A 22,540-nucleotide genomic window follows, 5' to 3' on the forward strand; every position below is an offset into this window, starting at 1 on the left:
TAATATCATAGTACATCAAATTATATTATAACATCAAGCGCATAAAATAGCAATAGTTTTTCACATTTATTTAAAATTATATTTACTTAAAATTTATATATTTTGAAATATATCCAACAGACTTTTTCCAATATAGCTATTAGGATATTTCTCAAAGTCTGCCTTTGTGGTCGAACCTGTTGTAACGCCCGCAAAATCTACCCCTGCGTTCTGCGCCGTCTCGGCGTCAATATAGCTGTCGCCGATATACAAAACGTCCTGCTTGTCCGCACCAAAACGCTCTATTATAAGCTCAAGTCCCTGCGGGTCTGGCTTTGCCGCCTTTACGTCCTCGCCGCCGATAACTATATCAACAGGGAAAGAGCCTGCCTGCTGTTTGAAAGTATCAACGATTCGATAACGATACTTTGTTGACACTATGCCCACCTTGACCCCAGCGTTTTGCAATGTCTGCAAAATTGCGATAGTATCGTCATAAAAATATGTGTGCTTCACCATAACCTCGTCAGCCTTTTTCACATAAGCCTTGCGCATTTCCTCACGCTTTGGATTGTTCGGCGTATCAGTCAGCAGATCAAATGCGTCAACAAGTGTCAGACCGATAGTGTTATATATGGTGGTATCGTCCTTTTCAGGATAGTTATACTCTTTCAGAACGTGTTTGAAGCACTCGAGTATTCCTTGTGATGAGTCAGCAAGGGTAAGGTCAAAATCGAAAACAAAATATCTGTATTTGCTCATAAATAAACTCCCGTCTTAAACAGCAAGGGCAACCCTGCTGCGGATTGCCCTGTTTTTATTCAACTGTTACTGATTTTGCAAGATTTCTCGGCTTATCAACGTCATTGCCTCTGAGAACAGAAGTGTAATAAGCGATAAGCTGGAGCGGAACGACTGCAAGCATTGGCATAAGCAGGTCGTCGATAGTCGGCAGACCGATCTTATAGTCAGCCACGTCAGTTTCAACATTTATGTATCCGTGAGTTACAAGCACAACATATGCGCCTCTTGCCTTGACTTCCTTAACATTGCTTATGGTCTTGTCAAAAAGCTCACGCTGTGTCGCAACGGCGATCACAGGCATACCATCTGTTACAAGTGATATAGTTCCGTGCTTGAGCTCGCCTGCTGCGTAAGACTCAGAATGAATGTAGGATATCTCCTTGAGTTTCAAAGAACCTTCCATTGAAAGGGCATAGTCAAGACCTCTGCCGATATAAAGCAGGTTCTCGTCATTGACAAGCTGTGAAGCAACATACTGGCAATTGTCAGGCGTTTTCAGAACAATGTCTATCATATTAGGAACGTTTTGGAGTTCTGCTGTAAGTCTCATACACTCTTCCTTTGAGATAGCACCGTGAGCATATGCAAGGGCAAAGCTCAGCAGATAGAAAACAGAAAGCTGAACGATATAAGCCTTTGTTGAAGCAACGGATATCTCTGGGCCTGCGTGAGTATAAAGCACCATATCTGACTCTCTTGCGATAGAAGAACCTTTTACATTTACGATAGAAAGGGTGTCAGCGCCTCTCTCCTTTGACATTCTCAGCGCTGCAAGTGTATCGGCAGTTTCACCCGACTGTGAGACCAAAATAACAAGGTCTTTGTCGCTTATGATCGGGTCTCTGTATCTGAATTCAGAAGCCACGTCAACTGTAACAGGTATCCTGCCTATCTTTTCAAGAACGTACTTGCCAACAAGTCCTGCGTGCATAGCTGTTCCGCAAGCAACAACGAAAATGTTGTTGTAGCTCTTGAGCTTATCATAAGTAAGGCCGCACTCTTCAAGATTCGGCATACCGTCGATTATCCTTGGTGTGATAGTTGTTCTGATAGCTGTTGGCTGCTCGTGTATCTCCTTGAGCATAAAGTGCGCATAACCACCCTTTTCAGCCGCTTCCATGTCAAAATCAGCGATAAGCATTTCCTTATCCAACTCTATTCCGTGATCGTCATAGAATGATACCACACCGTCATCAAGTACAGTTATCTCATTCTCATTGAGAAGATAATATTTCTTTGTATACTTTAAAATCGCAGGAACGTCAGAAGCGATAAATGCTTCATCATCGCCAACCGCAACTATAAGCGGAGAGTCCTTTCTTACTGCATAAATACGTCTCGGAAAGTCCTTGAACATAATTCCGAGAGCGTATGAGCCCTCGATCTCAGAGATAACACGCTGGATACAAGCCATAGGGTCGCCTTCATAGTAGTAATCAAGAAGCTTTGCAACTGTTTCCGTGTCAGTCTGTGACTCGAACGTGTAACCCTTTTTGGTAAGGAAATCCTTTATCTTTCTGTAATTCTCGATAATGCCGTTGTGCACGATAGTGATATTAGCATTACCGTGTGGGTGAGAGTTTATGTCAGAAGGCTCACCGTGAGTTGCCCAACGTGTGTGACCGATACCACAAGTGCCGTTGAGCCAGCCATCTCTCTTGAGCTTTTCTTCAAGGTCGGCAAGTCTGCCCTTTGTTTTCTTTGTCTTTATAACGTCATTTTCAAAAACGGCTATTCCTGCCGAGTCATAACCTCTGTATTCAAGCTTGGAAAGCGAATCGAGCAGCACCTTTGTGCAGTCCTTCTTTCCAACGTAACCAACTATTCCGCACATATTCAAGACTCCTTTCAGTCTGTGTACATAATATTTATATCAATCATCGAATTATCTTTAAACAAATATATTGTAATGATAACACATAAATGCCTTAAAATCAAGAGCATACGCAAAAAATTAAGAAAAACACTTTTAATCGTCTTAAAAATATGATATAATATTGTCGAAAAAAGCTATCGCTTTAAGATGAAAACAAACTGCGCTTTTGCGCTGATACATATAAGGAGGATATTTATGTCAAAGGTCACAGAGATGAAAGACAAATTCGTAGAAATATACACAGAGAACATCAAGCGCCCGGGCTCTGACAAGCTGCTCAACTATCTGCTTTCAGAAAGCAGCGATTTCTTTGTCGCACCTGCTTCAACACGCTATCACGGAGCATATGAAGGCGGACTTTGCGAGCACAGTATCCACGTTTACGAATGCTTGAAAGACTATCTTGAAAGAGAACGTGTCAAGAACGAATATCATATGGAATATTCTGAGGAAAGCGTTGCTATCGTTTCCTTGCTCCACGACATCTGCAAGGTAAATCTTTACAGAACAAGTTACCGCAACGCAAAGAACGAGCAAGGCGTATGGGAGAAAGTACCTTATTTTGAGTATCACGACACGCTGCCATACGGACACGGCGAAAAGTCTGTTTACATAGTCAGCAGCTATATGCGTCTCACCCGTGAAGAGGCAATGGCTATTCGCTGGCATATGGGCTTTTCGGGCGAGGAGAACACAAATACTATCGGCCGTGCATTGGAAATGTACCCGCTTGCCCTTGCCACACACATTGCCGATATGGAATCAACATTCTATATTGAGGGTGGCAAGCTTTGAGGTTACTTATCGACGCCGACGGCTGCCCTGTTGTGGATATCACAGTCAGAACGGCGAAAAAGTTCGGGCTGGAATGTATCATCATCTGCGACAGTTCGCACATTTTTAGTTCCGACTATGCACAAGTCATAACAGTTGACAAGGGTGCAGACAGCGCCGATCTGCGGCTCGTTAACCTTGCTCAGCGTGGGGATATCGCAGTAACACAAGATTATGGGCTGGCGGCAATGTGCCTTGCCAAACATGTGCTTGCACTTAATCAAAACGGACTTGTTTATGATGATTCCAACATTGACAGCTTGCTGCTTTCACGACATACAGCCAAAAAGATAAGGCGCAGCGGCGGTCGGCTTAAAGGCCCACCAAAGCGGACTTCTAATCAGGATAAAGACTTTGAGACGGCGCTTGTAAAGCTTATAACGAATAATAAATAGCAAAAGCTTTGTCTGTTCCGAGAATATTAATAATATGTAAAATGTACACAAAAACTATGGTATTTGATATCGAATTGTGTTACAATTACACTATGGAATGTTTTATAAAATGCCATAATAGCGATATCAGATCATAGAAAAGAGGTAATAAAAAAATGAACATAGAAAAAATATTAAAGGAACTGACCCTTGAAGAGAAAGCCTCCCTTTGCTCAGGCTCTGACTTCTGGCATACAGAGGCTATCCAGCGGCTCGATATACCAAAGATTATGGTATCAGACGGCCCTCACGGACTTAGAAAAATGAAAGAGGGTTCGGAAAATCCAAACGAAGCCATAAAGGCCGTTTGCTTCCCTGCCGCCTGTGCCCTTGCCTGCTCATTTGACAGAAAGCTGCTCACTACTCTCGGCAAGGCTCTTGGCGAAGAGTGCCAAGCAGAGGACATTTCAGTAATTCTTGGCCCTGGCTGCAATATCAAACGCTCACCACTTTGCGGACGTAATTTTGAATATTTCTCGGAAGACCCTTATCTTGCTTCACAGCTTGCCTGCGCACACATCAAGGGCGTTCAGAGCAAGGGCGTTGGAACGTCGTTGAAGCATTTCGCTATGAACAATCAGGAGACACGCCGAATGAGCTATTCTGCGGACGTTGATGAAAGAACGTTCCGTGAAATATATCTCAGCGCATTTGAAACGCCTGTCAAGGAGGCCAAGCCTTGGACTGTTATGTGCTCATACAATCGCATAAACGGCGAATATTCGTCACAGAACAAGAGACTTCTCACGGATATCCTCCGCAATGAATGGGGCTTTGAAGGCCTTGTTATGAGCGACTGGGGCGCAGTTGACGACAGACCCCTTGGAATTGAAGCAGGTCTTGACCTTGAAATGCCCACAAGCAACGGCAAGAATGACGAGCTTATTATCGAAGCAATCAACAACGGCACTCTTTCAATGGAAGCACTTGACAACGCCGTTAGAAATGTGCTCAAGCTCGTTCAAAAAGCTGAGGACGGCTATGCCCCTGCAACAAAGTGGGATAAAGAGAAGCAGCACGATCTTGCCGGAAAGATCGCTGCTGAATGTGCTGTTCTGCTGAAAAATGATGACAAACTGCTGCCGCTCGACAAGTCCGCAAAGGTCGCTTTCATAGGCGAATTTGCCGACAAACCAAGATATCAAGGCGGTGGCAGCTCACACATAAATTCGTTCAAGGTAACGTCTGCACTTGAAGCCGCAAAGGACATGGATAATATTACATATGCACAGGGCTTCGTAACAGACAGAGACGAGACAGTTGACGAGCTTCTTGGAGAGGCTGTTGAACTTGCTAAAAACAGCGACGTTGCGGTTATCTTTGCGGGTCTGCCCGACAGCTTTGAGTCTGAGGGCTTTGACAGAAAGCATATGAGAATGCCAAATTGTCAGCTCAAGCTTATCGACGAAATTTATAAGGAAAACAAGAATATCGTTATCGTGCTTCACAATGGTTCGGCTGTTGAAATGCCGTTCGTTGACAAGGCAAAGTCTATCCTTGAAATGTATCTTGGCGGACAGAATGTCGGCTCGGCTGAAGTGGCGCTTCTCTTCGGCGATGAGAACCCAAGCGGCAAGCTTGCTGAAACATTTCCTGTAAAGCTTTCGCACAATCCGTCCTATCTTAACTTCCCCGGCAATATGGATAGCGTGCCATATGCAGAAGGAATTTTTGTGGGATATAGATATTATGACGAAAAGGGCATTACACCGCTGTTCCCGTTCGGTCACGGACTTTCTTACACCACATTTGAGTACAGCGATCTTACTGTTTCTGAGAATGAGATCAATGATGATAAGACACTTACAGTTATGGTCAACGTGACAAACACGGGCGATCGTGAGGGTATGGAAGCGGTTCAGATTTATGTTTCCGACAAGGAAAGCTCAGTCCGCAGACCTGTCAGAGAGCTCAAAGGCTTTGAAAAACTCACACTCAAACCGGGCGAGACAAAGAAAGCTGTTTTCCACCTTGACAAGCGTTCGTTTGCTTATTATGAGCCTGAGATACAGGATTGGTTCGTTGAATACGGCGAATTTATCATCGGCGTTGGTTCTTCCTCGAGAGATATCAGGCTGGAAACTTCTGTTTATGTATCCTCAGAGGCACGACTTCCGATACACTTCACCCTTAACACCACCTGCGGTGAGATCAATCAGATACCCGAAGGCAAGGCAATGTTCGGCGACCTGTTCGCAAAGATCGACTGCGGTTTTGGCGACACGGCTACTGACGATATGGGCGCTTCCGCAAAGGAAATGCAGGAAGCAATGCTGAGAGATATGCCGCTGAGAACGCTTGTTACTTTCACGAATATCCCTGAGATAACAAGGACGAAAATATCCGAAATGCTGGAAAATCTCAACGATATGCTGACACAAAAATAGTTTAAAATATGGACAACAAGGAAACGACACAAACAGAAAAGAAATACCGCAAGAACGCCATTATCTGCGCAATCGTTGTGGGTGCGGCGATCTTGTCGGCAGCTGCGGCTGTTATTGTCAATCGGCCGCAAAGAGACGATGTTATCGTGCTTAAACCTGCGGTGCAGACTTCTGAAACAGAGCGAACCACCAAGGCAACTCACAAAAGTACCAAGACCAGCAGGACGACAAAAGCCACCACCACAAGGGTGAAAAAGTCCACTACGACCGCTTCAAAAACGCAGAAAACCGAACCCGAAACTCAGGCTGAAATAGCGTACAGCTTCCCTGCCGATATCAACACGGCGGACAGAGATATGCTTATGGCAGTCAACGGCATTGGCGAAGTTACGGCGGACAGGGTGCTGGATTATCGTGACAGCGTGGGCGTAATATACAATATGGATATGCTGTTGGAAGTCAACGGTATCGGTGACGGAACGCTGGGGCTGCTGAAAGAGTATTTTTATGTTGACGAAGCCGATTATCGTGATATGCCTGAGGATAATGACGAGGGTGAAAATGGCGATAATAATTACAATGACTATGAGCAGACGCAGACCTCAAAAGCTGAGACTACCGCCCGTCAGACAACGACACGTCAGCGGCGAACGACAACTGTTCGCACGACCACAACAACTATCCCGAAAGAACGTCAGCCCGTGAATATAAACGCCGCCGACTGGGAAGAAATCGCCGACAAGCTGCTGCTTGATGAGGACAGGGCAAAAGAGATCGTTGCTGTTCGTGAGCAGATCGAGTATTATTCTAGTCCGAATGAACTGCTTCTTTGCAGCGGCTTTTCAGAAAAGCTTGTGGCTGAGCTTTGGGACTATATACTCTTGGAATAACTAGGGCACCACCGCACAAGGCACGCCTAGCGGCTTTGCATGCAATCTGACTGCGCATCTTACGCACAATCCTTGTGCGGTGGCGCCCTTAACAATTTACTGAGCGGAAATTTCTCTGTGAAACTTCCGCTCTTATTGTGATTATTCATACATTGGTACTTGAAATGTGGCAAAAAATATAGTATAATAATTATGTATTGTATAAAAACAACGCAGAGGAAGGACTGGTGGAACGATATGAAAAAAGCTGTTTTTTCGGTCAGCTCAAACGCTGAAAAAACTATTCTTGCAATGACGGCTTCTTTCGTGCTTGCGATATTGTTTGACGGCAAGAAAAAGAAACCCTCAAAGCGCAAAAGCTTCACTCAGCGTGTTTCAAAGCACTATAAATTCATCGACGAGCTTCTACTTATGACTGTCGCAAGGGACGTTAAGAAAAACGAAGAGGAAAAGGCTAAGCTCAAGGAAAAAAACTCTTTCAAGACAAAGCTCCGTGACCTTGAAGTTCAAGACGCTGAGTTTATCGAATTGTAGGTGAGCTTATGACAGAGTATTTCAAAAGCTACCGCAAATTCGTGAGAGACTGCCTTGATGATGAGAATTGCGATCTCGAAAAACTGCTGGATTATCACAAGGAGCATATCGGCTTTTTTCAGCACGAAAGGCTCATTCATCTAATGGTGACTGTGCTGTTTGCACTTTGCACTGTGATGACATTTATCGCCATTGCTGTTTGGCAGATAATGCTGCTCATTCCCCTTGCAATAGCCTTTCTTGTCCTGCTTATCCCTTATATCAAGCATTACTACTTTCTTGAAAATCAGACACAGCTGCTTTATAAGGACTATGACGAGATTTACAGACGAGTACATAATTTTGGTCTTGAAGCAGAGAAAGGCAAGCTATAATGGAATATACAAAGTATACTAAAGAACAATGGAAAGGCAGCGTGATAACATCTCCCCTGCCGCCTACCCTCGTCACCTGCGGCGATATGGACACGCCAAACATTTTCACAGTTGCGTGGACGGGAATTTTATGCACGCAGCCACCTGTGACTTATATATCGGTAAGACCTGAGCGCTATTCACACGAGCTTATTTCAAAAAACGGCGAATTTGTCATAAATCTGCCAACAAGAGAGCTTGTCAAGGCTGTTGACTGGTGCGGCGTAAAGACAGGCCGAAAGGTCGATAAGTTCAAGGAAATGAAGCTCACCGCTGAGCCGTCGGCAAAGGTATCGGCACCTGTGCTGGCTGAATCACCTGTGAACATCGAATGTAAAGTCCGTGAGATCGTGAGCCTTGGAACCCACGATATGTTCATTGCGGATATCGTCGGGCTGGACGTTGCAAAAGAGCTGCTTGACGAAAAGGGCAAGCTTTGCCTTGATAAGGCTGGACTGCTGGCATATGCCCACGGAGAGTATTACGGGCTTGGCAAAAAGCTGGGTACATTTGGCTACTCAGTAAGAAAGACAAAGAAAAATAAAAACAGAAAAGGAAAATAGAGTTATGAAAAAGATTTTGGCTGTTTGCTGTGCATTGGTGCAATGCTTCCGTCTGAAGCCGATAAAAGCCTATGCGTGGAGCGGCACGACACACGAGGATATCACAAAAAAGGCGCTGGCGCTTCTTGAAAAGGAGAAAAAGCTAAAGCAGGCGACTTTTTACAAGGACTATCACAGTCAGCTTTTGAAAGGCTGCACAGAGCCTGACGGCGAAAAGGATATGGACAAAGGTCCTGGCAAGCATTATTATGCCTGCGTCAATCCAAAGGGTAAGGAGCTTCCCGACACTAAGGGCTATTACAGAAACCGTCTTGGAAACCTTAACGAAAGCGCTAGGACAATGCTTGAAGAGAACTACACGGCGGCAGTTTCTCTTTACAAAAGCGGCGATATCGACAACGCTATGCGAGTTCTCGGCCGTGCGATACACTTTGTCTCCGATATGGGCTGCACAGTCCACGTTGCAAATATGAAGTATCAGGACAAGGCGAACAACGTGCATTTTGCTTTTGAAAGGCACGTTACCACCACCTGCACAAGTCACACAGCCAATAGCTTTGACAAAAGACTTTTAAAATATTATGATAAGGACGGCTTCGGCGAGGCTTCAAACAAGCTTGTTAAATATGCGGCAAAGTTCGTTGACACCATTTCGCACCTTGACCCAAGAGCATTTGATGATGTCGCAAAGAACACCCTGCCTGTAACACAGCAGAACGTTATGGCGCTGCTGCTGAAATTCTATGATGACTGCACGGCTGATAACGGCAATTACATTGTCAACGGCAAGGCGTACACATTCAAGAATGAAGTTTCGGGACTTATCCTCACAGTAACTCCAAAGGGCTTGCAGCTTGAAAAGGCTGACAAGGAGCTTGAGCAAAAGCTGACAGTCTGTCTCACAGAGGATGGCACTTTCGGACTTAAGATCGGCGACGGCGGATATGTGAACGCTTCCTGCAAGGGTTACGACTATATCAAGCTTGACGGCCAGCCTGTTCAGTTCAGAGTGGCAGCCCTTGGCAAAAGACGTTTCAGGATTTCCACAGAGTCCACCGACTACATAAAAATGCTGGCAAATTCAAAAGGAGGCAAGCTGAGCTTTGCAGACTTTGACCCCGAAAATCCAGCGCAGATATGGATAATGAACTGATGTGAATAAAACGAAAAGCGGACACTTTTTACGGTGTCCGCCTTTTTTATTGCAGATTGTGTTTTCTTGTGATGATGTAGTTCGTGAGGAAATAGAATATTACAGCATATACCAGCTGATAGATTATCATAAACAACGTTCGCAGGTGGTAGTCAATATCATAGAAGTTTGTATCAACAACAAATACCAAGCTCCACAAAGAGTAATTGCCCACAAAGCTGCCGATAATTGAGCTTATAACATTGCAGCCGAAAACGATAGCAAAGCCTGCAAGGATCTTATGTCTAAACAAATTCGCAAGGGATATGACAAAATAGAAAAATACTTGCAATGTCGCAAACAGGACGATAAAGTACAGGCAAACAAGAATTACCATCAATGGGTCTTGAGCCATTGAATCAACAGCACCCTTTACAAAATCGCCCAAATATCCCGTAAATTCTTCGGGGTCAAGTATGAGAAGCGATATTACAAAGAACCCAAGACTTGCGATCGACCATATCACAGATGAGATAAGCTTTGTGATAATATGGTAATATGGCTTCACAGGTATGGTGAGCATTAAATAGCCCTCGTCTGTAAACAGCGTTTGGTTGAAGCTCGCCAATGAGATCACAAAACCTAAAATAAAAATAGCCGCCGTACCAATAACGTATGGCAACCCAACCACTATTAGCGGAAAAATAAAATTCCGGTCATAATTCGCAATACTGGTGGTTATCAGCAGCGATAATATCAGGCTAATTATAAGATAGCCTATGGCGAATGGGAAAAACTTTCTTGCAGAGCGTTTTAGCTCGTATTTAAGGAGTTTACCTAACATCTGTACACCTCCCTAAAAAGCTGATCGACAGTCTTGCCGGTCTCACGGTGGATAGCTTCAACAGACTGGTGCAGGCGCAGAACGCCGTTTTGCAGCATTACCACGTCGTCAAGCACAGGCTCGATGTCAAGTATAAGGTGCGTGGATATTACCACCGCCGCCTTTTCGCTGTAATTTGAGATTATCGTGTTGAGGATATATTCTCTCGCCGCAGGGTCAACGCCTGCGATAGGTTCGTCAAGGAGATAAACGTCCGCTTCCCTGCTCATAACAAGGCAAAGCTGAACCTTTTCCTTTGTACCCTTTGACATTGCCTTGAACCTCATTTTCGGGTCTATACCCAACCTGTTCATCATATCCCAAGCTTTCGGCTGATTAAAATTCTCATAAAAATCTTGGAAAAAGTCCACCATATCCTTAACAGTCATATCGTCGGGGATAAAATTTCTGTCCGGCAGATATGAAACTATCTTTTTGGTCTCCACACCCACAGGCATTCCACCAATGAGTATCTGACCACTGGTCGGCTTTATAAGTCCGCAGCAAAGCTTTATAAAAGTCGTCTTGCCGCTGCCGTTTGGTCCAAGCAGACCGATTATCTTTCCTCTTTCAAGCTGGATATTCAGTCCATTCAAAGCAGTAAAACCGCCATATTGCTTTGTAAGCCCCGTTGTCTGTAATACAGCTTCCAAAATATCTCCTCCTATATTTTCTATTTATTATAAAAAAGCAGCAAGACAAAAGCCGTCCTGCTGCACTTTATCATCTTTCTTCACAAATGAGCTTGATCGCTGTTCTCTCTTCGCCATCGATAAGAACATTGGCAAATGCAGGAATGCAGATCATATCAATACCCAAAGGGGCAAGATAGCCTCTTGCGATCGCAATAGCCTTGATCGCCTGGTTCGCTGCGCCTGCGCCGACAGCCTGCACTTCAACAGCGCCGCTGTCTCTTATAACACCCGAGATAGCGCCTGCAACTGAATTAGGAACAGACCTTGAAGAAACCTTTAAAACTTCCACAGTTAATGACCCTCCACACTTATTTTATGCACATATAGTCGTCTTCGCCGCCCCCACGGCTGAAATATGTCGACTAGCACTTTATACATTATAACACGCATTAACGCATATTTCAAGCGTTAGTGCTTTTTTTCGTTATTATCGCTTAATAACACGCTTTATATTTGTTGCTTTTCCCGATTTTTCATCAAACTGCACAACCACGCCATTGAGGAAGCAAGGCTTTTTGCTCTCCTCAAATTTAACGGGCGTGAGATATTTGAACTTATTTATGACGATATCGCTTTCAACGCCGAGCACGGAAAGCTCCGCTCCTGTCATACCAACATCCGTGATATAAGCCGTATGTCCGCCGAGGATAGTCTCGTCAGAAGTCTGCACGTGAGTGTGCGTGCCGAGAACAGCGGTACATCTGCCTTGGAGATAAAAGCCCATTGCCTTTTTCTCAGAAGTCGCCTCAGCGTGAAAATCAACGATTATATTCGGCGTGTCGATATCCGCAAGCACTTTATCAACATAGTTGAAAGGATTTTCAACCGCTTCCATATACATCGTGCCCATAATGTTCACCACAGCGATCTTGTACGGGCACATATCAATGCAGGTAACTCCGTGACCCATTACGCCGTCGGGATAATTTGCAGGTCTCAGCAGCGCTTCATTATCGTCATAAAGTTCAGCAGCTTCACGGCGTCTGAAAGAATGGTTGCCCGTGGTCACAACGTCAGCGCCCATATTAATGAGCTGTCTGTATGACTGCGGCGTTATGCCATTGCCCTGAGCGGAATTTTCGCCGTTTATTACGGTCACATCAATATCATATTCACGTTTGAGCTGATACATTCTGCTCTCCAGAAAATCGCAGCCGCTTTGTCCGACAACATCGCCGATAAAAAGTAAATTCATAATCGTCTCTTTTCTATTCTGTTAAGATCAGTTCCATCCTTTGGCGCACAACAGATAACGCCTCTGTTAATTATACACTATTATGGCTGCAAAATCAAGTGTGGACACAAAAAAACAGGCACATTTCTGCGCCTGTTTTGAAATATCATTACTTGTTTTCATCATCTATGGTGATGCTATCCTCAACTGTTGGAGTATCGGAAACCGTAACGTCCTGCTGTTCAGCAGCTTCATCGCCCATAAATTCAGCCTCTGTGAGCTCGCCGCTCATAAGCTTATAGAAGTGATCGCCGTCAATCTTTTCGTACTTCATAAGGTACTTGGCAACAACGTGGAGCTTGTCAATATGCTCCTTGAGTATTCTTTCAGCGTCGTCGAATGCGCTCTCAACAAGTGCTCTGATCTCGTTGTCGATCTCAGCGGCAACGTTGTCAGAATAACTTGGAGTATTTGTGTAATCTCTGCCAAGGAATACCTCATGCTCTCCCTGTCCGTAAACTACAGGTCCGAGATTATCGCTGAAACCATAGCGTGTTACCATATTTCTTGCTGTGCCTGTGGCTCTTTCAAGGTCATTTGAAGCGCCTGTGGAGATATCGTCAAGAATGAGCTTTTCAGCAACACGTCCGCCCAAAAGAACTATGATGTTCTCATACATTTCATTCTTGCTCACATAAGACTTATCCTTTTCAGGCAAACTCATCGTAAATCCGCCAGCCTGACCCCTTGGAATGATCGAGACCTGATGAACTCTATCCTGCGTCTTGCAGTAATAGGTACACAAAGCGTGACCGCCTTCGTGGTAAGCTGTAAGTTTCTTTTCGTCCTCTGTGACAACCTTAGACTTTTTCTCAGGACCAGCTACGACCTTAATGGAAGCTTCTTCAAGTTCTTCCTTAGTGATAGCCTTTCTGTTCTTTCTTGCCGCAAGAAGTGAAGCTTCATTTACAAGGTTTGCAAGATCAGCGCCCGTGAAGCCTACCGTTGACTTAGCGATAGTCGCAAGATCAACGTCCGGAGCAAGGGGCTTATTTCTTGTGTGAACTTTCAAAATGGCTTCTCTGCCCTTAACGTCAGGATAGCCAACGAGTATCTGTCTGTCAAAACGACCCGGACGAAGAAGCGCAGGGTCAAGAATATCACGTCTGTTTGTGGCAGCCATAACGATAACTGAATCGTTATCCTCGAAGCCGTCCATTTCGACCAGCAATTGGTTAAGAGTCTGCTCCCGTTCATCGTGTCCGCCGCCAAGACCTGCGCCTCTCTGACGACCAACTGCGTCGATCTCATCAATGAAGATGATAGACGGAGCGTTCTTTTTTGCCTGCTCGAAGAGGTCTCTTACTCTTGAAGCACCGACGCCGACGAACATTTCAACGAAGTCAGAACCCGATATCGAGAAGAACGGAACGTTTGCCTCACCTGCAACAGCTCTTGCAAGAAGGGTCTTACCTGTACCCGGAGGGCCAAGCAAAAGCACGCCCTTAGGTATCCTTGCGCCGATCTCCTTATACTTTTTATTATCACGAAGGAAGTCAACGATCTCCTTGAGCTCTTCCTTCTCCTCGTCTGCGCCTGCAACATCGTCAAATGTTGCCTTCTTGCTGCTCGGCGCCATTTTGGCATTAGTCTTGCCAAAGCCGTTCATCTTTCCGCCGCCGACATTCTTTAACATAAATACCATAAAGAATATCATTACGCCGAGAGTCAACAGCGTCGGGATAAGATTGAGCCAAAAGCTGTTATCTGATATCGGGATAAGATTATACTCCAGCGGATCATCGGGATTTGCAGCGTCATACTTCTTACGGTAATTCTCTGCGTCCTCACCGCCCAGAACTTCGTTAGCAAAAAGTGAAACGTTCGGTACCGTATAGCTATAAACCTTGTCATCATCTTTCAGCTTATACTTGAGCTGTCCCGAACCGAGATCAAGCTCAAACTGTGATACCTGCAAGGTGTCGAACTGTCTCATAACCTCAGAATACTTCTTATCAGAAGTTTTTGAGCTCATACTCGTCAGCATATACACCAGTCCGCAGATTATCGCCACGGACACCAGCAGATAGATAAGCAAATTCTTTCCGTTACTACTGTTATTTTTCAATCCATCACAACCTTTTGTTCTATATTAAATTTTGCCAAATTATTCGTTAACTATGCCGATATAAGGCAGATTTCTGTATCTTTCATCATAGTCGAGACCATAGCCCACAACGAACTCGTCCTCTATCGCATGACACTTATAGTCGGGGGTTATATCAGCAACTCTTCTTGACGGCTTGTCAAGCATAACTGCGATCTTAACGCTTGGCGCACCTATTGAAGCAAATCTCTTTTTGAGCTCGCAAAGTGTCCTGCCTGTATCGAGGATATCCTCCACCAGCAAAACGTCCCACTCTCTAAGATCAAGACCCATAAAGTCGTGATCGCCCGAAATGGTCACATTTCCCGATGAATTTGTTCCGATATAGCTCTTTGCTGTAATAAATGCGATCTGCATATCGTTGTCGATACGTCTCACAAGGTCAGCCGCAAAAACGAACGCACCTTTGAGCACACATACCACAAGAAGCTTTTTGCCCTTATAATCCTCAGTTATCTTATCACCCAGTGCTTTAACGCTCTCAGCAAGCTCTTCCTCAGAATAAAGAACAGATATATTGCTCATTATTTTAACAACCTTTCTGATTATACCATATTATTGTGACGAACTGGTGAAAAGTACAAAATCATATGAAAAAAATAACGCTTTTGTGCAGTTTTCGTCACATTTATGTTTTTCTCTTCATTTTATCTCAAAGCTGAGAATGTGTTTTGTATCGGGGGTAATTTTCACCCTGTCAGCCGCACCATAGCTTTCAACAAAAACTACGCCCTCATTGTCTCTAAGGATAATAACCGACCGCCTTTGTTCAAGTCGGAAAGCTTTATTTATCAGTTTTCGCAGATCACTTTCAAAGTCCCTATTCACAAGGCGTATCTTATCGCCCTCTTTGCGGTTTGAAAGTACAATTTCACCTTTTATTTTATCATAATCGAGACAGCAATTTGCAAACATTTTATGAACATTTCCGTTTTTGCCGTCATAGTCTGATATCTTGAAATCTACTGTTCTGCCATTGAATATATATTCACCTTCGCCAATTATAGGCACATCGTCAACATTTCGTTGTGACAAGTCATTTAACTTTACAAAGCTTAGTATACCTTTAGCGCACAAAACAAACATATCACTCGATATATTGTACTTGCCACCCTGCAATATTATCCTGTCGATCTGTTCTATCCTGTCACGTGATATGTCAAGTTTTTCTGCTTGCAGGACTTTCATAACACCTCTGCGGCGTATGCTTTCGTGCAAAGTTTTAAGGTACTCAGCATTGTAGCCACCTTCAACGACAGCTTTTTCAAACGCTTTCTGCGCAGTCGTTTCAAGATAGTCGCTGTCCGTGCGAAGCCTGTCGGCAGTCTGTTCATATGAAGCAAACAGCGTGTCATTAAGTTCACGCAATCTCGGCACAACAAGATGTCTTATCTTGTTTCGTGAATAATCGTCCGTAAGATTTGTGGAATCGGTGACAAAATCCTGCCCTTTTTGCGCAAGGTAGCCCTCTATCTCCTCACGAGTGCACTCTATAAGAGGTCTGATAATGTTGCCACGCACGGGGGGTATTCCACAAAGTCCTTTAAGACCCGTGCCCCTTGCAAGATTGAATATCGTCGTTTCAAGGCAGTCCGACAAGCTATGCGCTGTACAAATCTTATCAACGCCGACAGTTTCAAAGAAGCCGTAGCGCAGAATTCTTGCCCCCTCCTCTGTCGATACCGAATGTTCTTTGCAATAGCCGATAACATCTGCGTGGAACACTTTGATGTCAATGTCAAGTGCTTTACAGAGATCCACACAAAATTTTTCGTCTCTGTCGCTATCCTCACCACGAAGATGATGATTGACGTGACAAGCACACACATCATAACCCAGCTCTTTTAAACACAAAAGGAGCGTAACGCTGTCAGCGCCTCCCGAGAGGCACACAATCAAGCGTTCGCTCTTATTTGTCATATGAAATTTCTCAATGGTCGCAGCGACCTTTTTAAGAAAACTATTCATCTTCTCTCCTGAAATCAAGCCCTCTGAACAAGGTGTATTCGCCTATCCAGCCAAGCTTTACAGTATCTGTCTGACCGTGGCGGTTCTTCGCTACGATACATTCAGCCACGGATTTATCGTCGTTTTCATTATAATAAGCGTCACGATAAAGGAACATAATGATATCTGCGTCCTGCTCGATAGAACCCGATTCACGCAGGTCTGAAAGCATTGGACGCTTGTCCTCACGTTTTTCCGAGCTACGTGAAAGCTGTGAAAGTGCGATAACAGGCACATTAAGCTCCTTCGCCATAAGCTTCAAGGAACGTGTTATTTCCGAAACCACTTCAACACGGCTTGCGTTCTTGTTAGTCGACTGCATAAGCTGGATATAGTCGATGACAACAAGTCCCAGATTTTTCATTCGTCTGAGCTTTGCTTTCATCTGCGGAACAGTCGCACCTGCGGCGCTGTCGTCAAAGTATATCGGAAGCTGCGACAAAGTGTCGGCGGCCGTTGCGATCTTTTCCCAGTCAGTCGGTTCAAGTCCGCCCGAACGTAGCAATGTGTTATTTACAAGCGCCTCAGAGGCAAGCATACGGGAAACAAGCTGTTCCTTGCCCATTTCCAAAGAGAAAATAACAACGTCACGCTTTGTTGCTTTACAGGTGTTCACCGCAATATTCAGCGCAAAGGCAGATTTACCCATTGCAGGACGTGCGGCGATTATTATAAGGTCAGTCCTATTAAGACCCGTCGTGATCGCATCAAGCTGTTTGAAGCCCGACTTTGCGCCAAGGTGCTCCTCAGCGTCAGCACCCGATATCTCCTGCAAATGCTCGAAAGTTTCGACGATAACATCGCTTATTCGTGTCAGACCTTGAACGTCTCTGCCCTGTCTGATGTCAAATATCGCCTGTTCGGCTGAATCAAGCTGCATTGCAGAATCTTCACCGCCGTCATAGGCTCTTTCAAGTATCTGATTTGCGGCAGTTATAAGCGAGCGTATCTTCGCCTTTTCGTCGATTATCTTGCAGTAGCTTTCGATATTCGCCGTTGACGGCACATTCTCCATAAGTCCCGTGAGATATGTTTTCGCCATAGCCGAGGTTTCGAAGATCCCCATTCTGACGGCTTCGTCAATAACGGTGATAACGTCCTCCTTGTTGCCTGTGGTGAACATTCTCATTATTATGGTGAAAAGCTGCTGGTGCTGTGGGCGATAGAAACTTTCGGGGCGTAGCTTTTCGATCACCTTCGGCAAAGCCTGCGGATCAAGCAAAATTCCGCCGATGACGGCCTCTTCCGCTTCCTGTGAAAATGGCAGCTCACGTCCTAAAGGATTGGCGAGACTGCTGTATTTATCAGCCATATTATTCCTCTATTACCTTGATCTTGATAGAGCAGGAAACGCCGTGAGTAAGCTTCACAACAGCTGTAAAATCGCCGTAAGCCTTGATCTCGCTTGCAAGGTTGATCTTCTTCTTTTCAACGTCAACGCCGTACTGAGCCTTAATGCACTCAGAAATTACAGAAGCCGTAACAGCGCCGAAGAGCTTTCCGCCCTGTCCTGCCTTTGCCTTAACGACAACTTCCTTATCTCTGATCTTGTCAGCGATAGCCTTGTTGTCGGCTGTCTCAACGTCGATCTTGTGCTGAGCAGAAGCCTTCTTGCCAGCAAGGTCGTTAAGGTTCTTTGAAGTTGCCTCAAGTGCCAGACCCTTTCCAATAAGGAAATTTCTTGCATAGCCGTCAGCCACGTTGATGATATCTCCCTCTTTGCCTGAACCCTTTACATCTTTTAACAAAATAACTTTCATAGTTACACACGCCTTTCATATTTTATTTGCAGGAACCTACTCCCGCACGTTATTTTCAATATATTCATCAATTGCGGTGGCAAGCTTGCTTCTTGCGTCAGCCATAGAACATTCAAGCTGTGTTGCAGCCATTGTCAAATGTCCGCCGCCGCCAAGTGATTCCATAATTATCTGAACATTGTAAGCGCCCATACTTCTTGCGGAAATATTTATAACGCCGTTTGTTTCATAAAGCACGAATGAAGCGTTTACTCCCGATATGCCGAGAAGCTCGTCCGCTGCCTGTGAAGCTGCAATTCTTATATCAGAGAACTGCTCTTCAGTGAAAGCAACTGCGCACTTTTTATAAAGGTGTGCGCTGTTGATAAGAGCAGATTTCTGATGATATGTGTCGATCGAATTTGCAAAAAGCTTCTTGACAGCAATGGTGTCAGCGCCCTTTTTCTTGAGGAATGCCGCCGCTTCAAATGTTGACACGCCGGTTTTCATAATGAAGTTCTTAGTATCAAGCATAATACCCGACAGCAAAGCCTCAGCCGCTGGAACAGAAATGTTTGAATCCTCGCCGAAATACTCGATAAGCGCCGTCACAAGCTCGCTGGCCGATGAAGCGTTCGGCTCAAGGAACGACATAATAGTCGGCTCGATACCGTTTACCATACGTCTGTGGTGGTCGATAACAACTACATTCTTTGCCTTTGCAAGCATTTCCTTTGACTCAACAAGGGCTGGATTATGGGTATCCGTGACCACAAGCAGGGTGCTGTCGTCAAGCTTTTCAAGACCCTCTTTCGGGGTTATGTAATAATTTTCGCTCTCTTTTTCGTTGATATAATTTATCAGCGTCTTTGAAAGGTTCTGATCAGGGTCAACAACAACATATGCTTCTCTGACCATATTTCTGATAGCACAACAGAAGCCCGTTGCCGAACCAACGCTGTCAAGGTCGCCGAACCTGTGACCCATAATAAGCACCTTATCGTGGTTGCAGATAAGCTCAAGCATTGCCTTTGCGACCATTCTGATACGGGTCTTGTTGTTCTTATCGGGTGCAGATGAAATGCCGCCGAAGAACTTGAATTCGCCGTCCTCTTTAACAGCCGCTTGGTCGCCGCCTCTGCCGAGACACATTTCAAGAGCCTGCTTTGCAAACTTCTCGCTCTCTGCAAGGTTTGCGCCGTCTCTGCCCACGCCAATAGAAAGCGTAAGGTTAGAACGCTCGCCGACTGCGATCTTTCTTGCCTGCTCGAGTATCTTGAAACGCTGCTCGATTATCGGCGCAAGGTGTCGCTCTTCCATATAAACATAGAACTTATCGCTTGCCACCTTCTTTGAAACAGCTGTGGTGTTATCCATAAACTCTTCGATAAGCTTTTCGATCTCAACGACAACGTGAGCCTTTTCGCTTTCACGAATGTTTGACATAAGCTCGTCAAAGTTGTCGATAGTCACGATTATTACAGCCTTGTGGGACATTCTGAACTCATATTCAAGCTCAACATAATCGGTGACGTCGTTGAAATACACCATTGAAAGCTCGCCGTTGGTGTCGGTATGGATAGCCTTAGCCTTGTAAAAGTGCGAATTTACGCACACAAGATCTCCGTCTGAGGTGAATATCTTATCCATATCAATATTCATAAGCTCGGTGAGGTCAAGACCGTAGGCTTCTTCTTCGTTGTATACCTGTCTGCCGAAAAGCCTGTTATACCAAACTATCACATCGGCAGAATCAATGATTATTGCAGGAGCAGGAAAATTCAGCAGCGAATCTCGTTCCGTCTTTGATATCATCGTGGAAAGCTTCGCTATATATTTCCTGTTGTAGTTGTGAAAGAAAAATTCTTCCGCCACAAGCAGTATCACTGCTGTGACTGATACCATTATGAGCACACTTCCCGACTCTCGTCTGCTCGGCGTTGAATGAAGTATGAAAGCACCTACAAGCGCCGCAAGAGCCGTCACAGCTACAGTTATTTTCATTATCAACTGCAATCCATTGTTACTTTTCATTTCATTTTCCTTCTCTTTTTAAATCTCCATTATCACAGGGAGGATCATTGGGCTGCGCTTTGTCTTTGCAAAGATGAAGTCTGAAAGATCGTCTCTCATCTTGCCCTTGATCGTGTTCCATTCCTTTATATTTCTGTCAAGACAGTTTTGAAGCGTATCTGTAAGAAGCTTCCTTGCCTCGTTCATAAGCTCTTCGCTTTCACGAACGTACACAAAGCCTCTTGATACAACATCAGGACCTGCAAGTATCTCGCCCGTCATTCTGTCGATAGTCGCAACTGCGATTATAAGACCATCCTGCGCAAGATGCTTTCTGTCACGAAGAACGATAGCACCAACATCGCCGACGCCAAGACCGTCAACAAGGACCTTGCCCGCAGGGACCTGTCCTGTTATCTTCATATCAACGCCGTCTGTTTCAATGACGTTGCCTATATCTGCAATAATAATATTCTCTTCGGGAATACCGACTGAAAGCGCCGTATCCTTATGCTTCATAAGGTGCTTATACTCACCGTGAACAGGGATAAAGAACTTAGGCTTTGTGATAGAAAGGATAAGCTTCTGCTCTTCCTGGCAGGCGTGTCCCGAAACGTGTACCTCGTACATCGATTCATATATAACTTCTGCGCCAAGTCTCATAAGATCATTGACAACTTTTGTAACATATTTCTCATTTCCCGGGATAGGATTTGCTGAGATTATGATAAAGTCCTGCGGAGTGATCGTCACATTTCTGTGCTCCCCTGCGGACATTCTTGTCAGCGCCGACATCGGCTCGCCCTGACTGCCTGTCGTTACTATAACAGTCTTTTCAGGAGCATACCTTGACAAGCTGTCGATATCCACAAGCACGCCATCGGGCACTTTAAGATAGCCAAGCTCAACGCCCTTGCCGATAACGTTCACCATACTTCTGCCTGACACGGCAACTTTTCTGCCGTGGATAACAGCATTATTGATTATCTGCTGAACTCTGTGAACGTTTGAAGCAAAGGTCGCAATGATTATACGCTTACCCTCAGCCTTGTTGAAGAGCTTTTCAAAGCTCTCTCCAACTTTTCTCTCGCTCATCGTATAGCCTGGTCTCTCGGCATTTGTGGAGTCAGCCATAAGCGCAAGAACGCCCTTATTTCCCAGCTCTGCAAACCTCGGCAAGTCGATTATTCCGCCCTCGATAGGCGTATAGTCCACCTTGAAATCGCCCGTGTGAATGATAACACCGGCAGGTGTGTGGACAGCCATTCCAACAGCGTCGGGGATAGAGTGGTTCACTCTGATAAACTCAACGGCCATACAGCCAAGCTTTACAGTCTGTCTCGGCGTTACAACGTTAAGCTTTACCGAGCCAAGAAGCCCGTGTTCCTTGAGCTTGCCCTCGACAAGGCCAAGTGTCAGCCTTGTGCCGTAAACAGGCACGTTGAACTTCTTGAGAAAATAAGGCAGACCGCCGATATGATCTTCGTGGCCATGGGTCAGCACAACGCCTCTCAGCTTTTCCTGATTCTTTTCAACATAGGAAAAATCAGGGATAACGATATCTACACCGGGCATTTCGCTGTCCGGAAAAGCAAGACCGCAGTCGATTATGAACATATCGTTCGAGCACTCGATAACTGTGAAATTCTTGCCGATCTCGTTAAGACCGCCCAAAGGGATTATCTTGACAGGTGTGCGCCTTACAGGCTCTTTAACGCTATTGTCATTTCTTGTCTTTTTCTGATTGTTATTTCTTCTCTGCTGAGCGTTCTGCTCGCTCCTGTTCGCAGGTCTTGACTGCTGACGAGGGCTGAGCACTCGCTTTGATCTGTCAGCCTTTTCATTCTTATCGTTTCTTTCTGTTGGATTTCTGCGCTGGTTCTTGACTATCTCCAACTCCTTTGAAGCCTGATCAAGCGAAATAGCGCCCTTATCGGTCTTTTTTCTAAAAAAACGTTTTGATGAGTTTCTTGAATTATTCTGATTATTCATATAACAAAAATCTGCTCTGCCGAC

21 protein-coding genes are annotated in these 22,540 nt (G+C 44.9%); 8 read left to right on the forward strand and 13 right to left on the reverse strand.

Translation table 11 applies throughout. From position 1 onward, the window contains the following. Window positions 1-93: 93 nt before the first annotated feature. The gene (locus tag QZ371_RS02510; RefSeq protein ID WP_295208791.1) at window positions 94-741 is read right to left on the reverse strand and encodes an HAD family hydrolase; all 648 of its coding nucleotides are present in this window, start codon (window positions 739-741) and stop codon (window positions 94-96) included. Between the two features lie 55 nt (window positions 742-796). After that, window positions 797-2,617, reverse strand: coding sequence for a glutamine--fructose-6-phosphate transaminase (isomerizing) (gene glmS, locus QZ371_RS02515; RefSeq protein WP_295208802.1), 1,821 nt, complete (start codon window positions 2,615-2,617; stop codon window positions 797-799). 237 nt (window positions 2,618-2,854) lie between these two features. On the opposite strand from glmS, the gene QZ371_RS02520 reads away from it, so the two are divergent. From QZ371_RS02520 to QZ371_RS02555, 8 genes are all read left to right on the forward strand, one after another. Next, on the forward strand, window positions 2,855-3,454 hold the full coding sequence (locus QZ371_RS02520) for a hydrolase (RefSeq protein WP_295208805.1): 600 nt from the start codon (window positions 2,855-2,857) through the stop codon (window positions 3,452-3,454). Beyond that, a complete protein-coding gene (locus QZ371_RS02525; RefSeq protein WP_295208809.1) occupies window positions 3,451-3,888 on the forward strand; it encodes a YaiI/YqxD family protein in 438 nt (145 codons plus the stop codon). The genes QZ371_RS02520 and QZ371_RS02525 overlap by 4 nt, the downstream gene beginning before the upstream one ends. A gap of 155 nt (window positions 3,889-4,043) precedes the next feature. After that, window positions 4,044-6,314, forward strand: coding sequence for a glycoside hydrolase family 3 C-terminal domain-containing protein (locus tag QZ371_RS02530; RefSeq protein WP_295208812.1), 2,271 nt, complete (start codon window positions 4,044-4,046; stop codon window positions 6,312-6,314). Window positions 6,315-6,322: 8 nt separating this feature from the next. Continuing rightward, complete coding sequence (locus QZ371_RS02535; protein ID WP_295208814.1) at window positions 6,323-7,204, forward strand: helix-hairpin-helix domain-containing protein; 882 nt, start codon at window positions 6,323-6,325, stop codon at window positions 7,202-7,204. 237 nt (window positions 7,205-7,441) lie between these two features. Further along, entirely contained in the window at window positions 7,442-7,738 is a 297-nt protein-coding gene (locus QZ371_RS02540; protein ID WP_295208817.1) for a hypothetical protein, read from the forward strand. An 8-nt stretch (window positions 7,739-7,746) separates the two neighbouring features. After that, window positions 7,747-8,112, forward strand: a complete 366-nt coding sequence (locus QZ371_RS02545) for a hypothetical protein (RefSeq protein ID WP_295208820.1) — start codon at window positions 7,747-7,749, stop codon at window positions 8,110-8,112. Continuing rightward, entirely contained in the window at window positions 8,112-8,714 is a 603-nt protein-coding gene (locus tag QZ371_RS02550) for a flavin reductase family protein (protein WP_295208822.1), read from the forward strand. Before QZ371_RS02545 ends, QZ371_RS02550 begins: the two co-directional genes overlap by 1 nt. Window positions 8,715-8,718: 4 nt before the next feature. Then, on the forward strand, window positions 8,719-9,867 hold the full coding sequence (locus tag QZ371_RS02555; RefSeq protein WP_295208829.1) for a zinc dependent phospholipase C family protein: 1,149 nt from the start codon (window positions 8,719-8,721) through the stop codon (window positions 9,865-9,867). Between the two features lie 46 nt (window positions 9,868-9,913). Here the strand turns inward: QZ371_RS02555 and QZ371_RS02560 are convergent, their stop codons facing one another. From QZ371_RS02560 to QZ371_RS02610, 11 genes are all read right to left on the reverse strand, one after another. Continuing rightward, window positions 9,914-10,690 carry a hypothetical protein gene (locus QZ371_RS02560; RefSeq protein ID WP_295208832.1) on the reverse strand — a complete coding sequence of 259 codons (777 nt, stop codon included), beginning with the start codon at window positions 10,688-10,690 and terminating at the stop codon, window positions 9,914-9,916. Then, window positions 10,684-11,382, reverse strand: coding sequence for an ABC transporter ATP-binding protein (locus QZ371_RS02565; RefSeq protein WP_295208835.1), 699 nt, complete (start codon window positions 11,380-11,382; stop codon window positions 10,684-10,686). Before QZ371_RS02565 ends, QZ371_RS02560 begins: the two co-directional genes overlap by 7 nt. Before the next feature lie 70 nt (window positions 11,383-11,452). Further along, window positions 11,453-11,713 (reverse strand): stage V sporulation protein S, encoded by a 261-nt coding sequence (locus QZ371_RS02570; RefSeq protein WP_295208838.1) that lies wholly within the window; start codon window positions 11,711-11,713, stop codon window positions 11,453-11,455. Between the two features lie 138 nt (window positions 11,714-11,851). After that, the gene (locus QZ371_RS02575) at window positions 11,852-12,619 is read right to left on the reverse strand and encodes a TIGR00282 family metallophosphoesterase (protein WP_295208841.1); all 768 of its coding nucleotides are present in this window, start codon (window positions 12,617-12,619) and stop codon (window positions 11,852-11,854) included. Window positions 12,620-12,767: 148 nt separating this feature from the next. Beyond that, entirely contained in the window at window positions 12,768-14,726 is a 1,959-nt protein-coding gene (gene ftsH, locus QZ371_RS02580) for an ATP-dependent zinc metalloprotease FtsH (protein ID WP_295208844.1), read from the reverse strand. Window positions 14,727-14,765: 39 nt separating this feature from the next. Then, complete coding sequence (gene hpt / locus QZ371_RS02585; RefSeq protein WP_295208847.1) at window positions 14,766-15,290, reverse strand: hypoxanthine phosphoribosyltransferase; 525 nt, start codon at window positions 15,288-15,290, stop codon at window positions 14,766-14,768. 117 nt (window positions 15,291-15,407) lie between these two features. Then, window positions 15,408-16,733, reverse strand: a complete 1,326-nt coding sequence (tilS, locus tag QZ371_RS02590; protein WP_295208849.1) for a tRNA lysidine(34) synthetase TilS — start codon at window positions 16,731-16,733, stop codon at window positions 15,408-15,410. Beyond that, window positions 16,726-18,084, reverse strand: coding sequence for a replicative DNA helicase (dnaB, locus tag QZ371_RS02595; protein ID WP_295208852.1), 1,359 nt, complete (start codon window positions 18,082-18,084; stop codon window positions 16,726-16,728). Before dnaB ends, tilS begins: the two co-directional genes overlap by 8 nt. Window position 18,085: 1 nt before the next feature. After that, complete coding sequence (gene rplI, locus QZ371_RS02600) at window positions 18,086-18,532, reverse strand: 50S ribosomal protein L9 (RefSeq protein WP_295208856.1); 447 nt, start codon at window positions 18,530-18,532, stop codon at window positions 18,086-18,088. 36 nt (window positions 18,533-18,568) lie between these two features. After that, window positions 18,569-20,545 (reverse strand): DHH family phosphoesterase, encoded by a 1,977-nt coding sequence (locus tag QZ371_RS02605; protein WP_295208859.1) that lies wholly within the window; start codon window positions 20,543-20,545, stop codon window positions 18,569-18,571. A gap of 18 nt (window positions 20,546-20,563) precedes the next feature. After that, window positions 20,564-22,516 (reverse strand): ribonuclease J, encoded by a 1,953-nt coding sequence (locus QZ371_RS02610; protein ID WP_295208863.1) that lies wholly within the window; start codon window positions 22,514-22,516, stop codon window positions 20,564-20,566. Window positions 22,517-22,540: the final 24 nt, after the last annotated feature.

This window comes from Ruminococcus sp. (assembly GCF_019423705.1).
GTDB lineage: Bacteria > Bacillota > Clostridia > Oscillospirales > Ruminococcaceae > Hominimerdicola.

Bases quoted from the DNA above. Each gene is read 5' to 3' on its own strand.
- QZ371_RS02510 (WP_295208791.1), bottom strand. From the start codon at position 741: ATGAGCAAATACAGATATTTTGTTTTCGATTTTGACCTTACCCTTGCT.
- glmS (WP_295208802.1), bottom strand. From the start codon at position 2,617: ATGTGCGGAATAGTTGGTTACGTTGGAAAGAAGGACTGCACAAAGGTG.
- QZ371_RS02520 (WP_295208805.1), top strand. From the start codon at position 2,855: ATGTCAAAGGTCACAGAGATGAAAGACAAATTCGTAGAAATATACACA.
- QZ371_RS02530 (WP_295208812.1), top strand. From the start codon at position 4,044: ATGAACATAGAAAAAATATTAAAGGAACTGACCCTTGAAGAGAAAGCC.
- QZ371_RS02535 (WP_295208814.1), top strand. From the start codon at position 6,323: ATGGACAACAAGGAAACGACACAAACAGAAAAGAAATACCGCAAGAAC.
- QZ371_RS02540 (WP_295208817.1), top strand. From the start codon at position 7,442: ATGAAAAAAGCTGTTTTTTCGGTCAGCTCAAACGCTGAAAAAACTATT.
- QZ371_RS02545 (WP_295208820.1), top strand. From the start codon at position 7,747: ATGACAGAGTATTTCAAAAGCTACCGCAAATTCGTGAGAGACTGCCTT.
- QZ371_RS02550 (WP_295208822.1), top strand. From the start codon at position 8,112: ATGGAATATACAAAGTATACTAAAGAACAATGGAAAGGCAGCGTGATA.
- QZ371_RS02555 (WP_295208829.1), top strand. From the start codon at position 8,719: ATGAAAAAGATTTTGGCTGTTTGCTGTGCATTGGTGCAATGCTTCCGT.
- QZ371_RS02560 (WP_295208832.1), bottom strand. From the start codon at position 10,690: ATGTTAGGTAAACTCCTTAAATACGAGCTAAAACGCTCTGCAAGAAAG.
- QZ371_RS02575 (WP_295208841.1), bottom strand. From the start codon at position 12,619: ATGAATTTACTTTTTATCGGCGATGTTGTCGGACAAAGCGGCTGCGAT.
- hpt (WP_295208847.1), bottom strand. From the start codon at position 15,290: ATGAGCAATATATCTGTTCTTTATTCTGAGGAAGAGCTTGCTGAGAGC.
- tilS (WP_295208849.1), bottom strand. From the start codon at position 16,733: ATGAATAGTTTTCTTAAAAAGGTCGCTGCGACCATTGAGAAATTTCAT.
- dnaB (WP_295208852.1), bottom strand. From the start codon at position 18,084: ATGGCTGATAAATACAGCAGTCTCGCCAATCCTTTAGGACGTGAGCTG.
- rplI (WP_295208856.1), bottom strand. From the start codon at position 18,532: ATGAAAGTTATTTTGTTAAAAGATGTAAAGGGTTCAGGCAAAGAGGGA.
- QZ371_RS02605 (WP_295208859.1), bottom strand. From the start codon at position 20,545: ATGAAAAGTAACAATGGATTGCAGTTGATAATGAAAATAACTGTAGCT.
- QZ371_RS02610 (WP_295208863.1), bottom strand. From the start codon at position 22,516: ATGAATAATCAGAATAATTCAAGAAACTCATCAAAACGTTTTTTTAGA.